Here is a 3,244-nt window from a genome sequence, read left to right on the forward strand (position 1 = left end):
CTGGCGGGTCGGCAGCGGGACCGGCGCGATGGTGCCGCCGGCCGGCACGGTGGGGGACGGGTCGAGCGGCTCCGGTGCGGCGAGGGGGACGGCAGGCACTGGGACAACTCCGAGGGGGTGTATTTGCGGCGGTTATGGCAAAGGTGAGGTTCACCGAAACGCGTGCCGTCAAGAGTACGAGGGGGCCGGTGATTGCGTGATCCTGCGCGTGGAAGCGTTCCCAAAAACCCGTACGAACGCGGATAGTCGTGATGGCTGTGCCGATTGTCACCGAACGGTCCCAGTCCCCACGATGTTCGCTTAACCTTCGCCCACCGATCGGCATGGACCTCGGATTACCGGGGGTCCGCTCCGGGGTATGAGGCAACTGAACCTTCGTTAAGTGTCAATTCCGGCGCGCGTGGGAGGCTCTGGTGGCAGCGCAAGAGACGGTGGATCACAAGTACGTCTACGCCTTCGCCGAGGGCAACAAGGACCAGAAGGACCTGCTCGGGGGTAAGGGCGCGAACCTGGCCGAGATGACCAACCTCGGCCTGCCCGTCCCGCCCGGCTTCATCATCACCACCCAGGCCTGCAAGGCGTACCTCGCCACCGGCGAGGAGCCCGCCGGGCTCGGCGACCAGATCGCCGCCCACCTGTCGGCGCTGGAGAACGCGATGGGCAAGCGCCTCGGCGACCCCGAGGACCCGCTGCTGGTCTCCGTCCGCTCCGGCGCGAAGTTCTCCATGCCCGGCATGATGGAGACCGTCCTCAACGTCGGCCTCAACGACCGCAGCGTGCAGGGTCTCGCCCGACAGGCCAGCGGCTCGGCCGACCAGGCCGGCTCCGGCGGCGCGGACCGGTTCGCCTGGGACTCCTACCGCCGACTGATCCAGATGTTCGGCAAGACCGTCTGCGAGGTGCCGGGCGAGGAGTTCGAGCACGCCCTCGACGACGTCAAGCGCGCCAAGGGTACGCAGAACGACCTCGACCTCGACGCGGACGACCTGCGCGGGCTGGTCGACGCGTACAAGAAGATCTTCAGCAAGCACACCGGGCGGGAGTTCCCGCAGGAGCCGCGCGAGCAGTTGGACCTCGCCATCCGCGCGGTCTTCGAGTCGTGGAACGCCGACCGGGCGGTGCTCTACCGCCGGCAGGAGCGCATCCCCGCCGATCTGGGCACCGCGGTCAACGTGGTGGCGATGGTCTTCGGCAACCTCGGCCCGGACTCCGGCACCGGCGTCGCCTTCACCCGCGACCCGGGCAGCGGTGCCCAGGGCATCTACGGCGACTACCTGGCCAACGCCCAGGGTGAGGACGTCGTCGCCGGCATCCGCAACACCGTGCCGCTGCAGGAGCTGGAGCAGCTCGACAAGAAGTCCTACGACGAGCTGCTCGCGTTCATGGCCCGGCTGGAGGGGCACTACAAGGACCTCTGCGACATCGAGTTCACCATCGAGCGCGGCAAGCTCTGGATGCTCCAGACCCGGGTCGGCAAGCGCACCGCCGCCGCCGCGTTCGTCATCGCCGGGCAGCTCGTCGACGAGGGCCTGATCGACCTGGACGAGGCGCTGCACCGGGTCAACGGCGCGCAGCTGGCGCAGCTGATGTTCCCCCGGTTCCGGCTCGACCACGAGTTCCAGCCGGTCGCCAAGGGCATCGGCGCCTCGCCCGGCGCCGCGTCGGGCAAGGTGGTCTTCACCTCCGCCCGCGCGGTCGAGCTGGCCGCCGAGGGCGAGGCGGTGATCCTGGTCCGCCGGGAAACCAACCCCGACGACCTCAACGGCATGATCGCCGCCCAGGGCATCCTGACCTCGCGCGGCGGCAAGACCAGCCACGCCGCCGTGGTGGCCCGGGGCATGGGCAAGACCTGCGTCTCCGGCGCCGACGCGCTGGAGGTCAACATCCCGCAGCGGAAGTTCACCGTCGGCGAGCACACCGTCAACGAGGGCGACGTCGTCTCCATCGACGGCACCACCGGCAAGGTGTACCTCGGCGAGGTGCCGGTCATGCCCTCGGAGGTGGTCCAGTACTTCGAGGGCAGCCTCGCCCCCGAGCACGTCGACAACGCGCTGGTCCGGGCCGTACACCGGATCATGACGCACGCCGACGGCACGCGGCGGCTGGCGGTCCGGACGAACGCCGACACCGGCGCGGACGCCGCCCGGGCTCGCCGCTTCGGCGCCGAGGGCATCGGGCTCTGCCGCACCGAGCACATGTTCCTCGGCGACCGCCGCGAGCTGGTGGAGCGGCTGATCCTGGCCCGCAGCGACGACGAGCGGGAGTCGGCGCTGGCCGCGCTGCTGCCGTTGCAGCGGGCCGACTTCGAGGAGATCTTCCGGGAGATGGACGGCCTGCCGGTCACCGTCCGGCTGATCGACCCGCCGCTGCACGAGTTCCTCCCCCCGCTGGAGCAGCTCGCCGTCAACGTCGCCGTCGCGCAGGAACGCGGCGAGGACGTGGCGAAGGAGGAGGCGCTGCTCGCCGCCGTCCGGCGGATGCACGAGGAGAATCCGATGCTCGGCCTGCGCGGCGTCCGGCTCGGCCTGGTGATCCCCGGCCTCTTCGCCATGCAAGTCCGGGCGATCACCGAGGCTGCGGTCGAGTGCGCCCGCGGCGGCACGGTGGCCAAGCCGGAGATCATGGTGCCGCTGGTCGGCGCGGTGCAGGAGTTGGAGACGGTACGGGCCGAGGCCGAGAAGATCATCGCCGAGGTGGTCGGGGACAGCGGCGTCGAGGTGCTGATCGGCACCATGATCGAGGTGCCCCGGGCGGCGCTGACCGCCGGGCAGATCGCCGAGGCGGCGCAGTTCTTCTCCTTCGGCACCAACGACCTGACCCAGATGGCCTGGGGCTTCTCCCGCGACGACGTCGAGGGCGCGTTCTTCTGGCGCTACCTGGAGTTGGGCATCTTCGGCATCTCGCCGTTCGAGTCCATCGACCGGGATGGGGTGGGCCGGCTGGTCCGGATCGCCGCGGAGGAGGGCCGGGCGGCCCGGCCGGAGCTGAAGCTCGGCGTCTGCGGCGAGCACGGCGGCGACCCCGACTCGGTGCACTTCTTCCACGAGGTGGGCCTGGACTACGTCTCCTGCTCGCCCTTCCGGGTGCCGGTCGCCCGGCTGGAGGCCGGCCGCGCGGCCGTGCTGACGGACGGCTCGGACAGCCGCTGATCGCGGGAGAGTTCGGCAGGGCGGCGGCGTACCCGGGGAGCGGGTCCGCCGCCGCTGCCGTGCGGCCCCGCTGCGGCCGACCCGGGCCGGGTCAG

At 70.9% G+C, this 3,244-nt stretch carries 1 protein-coding gene; it reads left to right on the top strand.

The genetic code is table 11. The features are described 5' to 3' along the window. The first annotated feature begins 413 nt into the window (after positions 1-413). The gene (gene ppdK, locus NCC78_RS29910) at positions 414-3,149 is read left to right on the top strand and encodes a pyruvate, phosphate dikinase (RefSeq protein WP_250798723.1); all 2,736 of its coding nucleotides are present in this window, start codon (positions 414-416) and stop codon (positions 3,147-3,149) included. Positions 3,150-3,244 lie beyond the last annotated feature (95 nt).

Origin of the sequence: Micromonospora phytophila, assembly GCF_023656545.1 — a bacterium.
In the GTDB taxonomy this organism is placed as follows: Bacteria; Actinomycetota; Actinomycetes; order Mycobacteriales; family Micromonosporaceae; genus Micromonospora; species Micromonospora phytophila.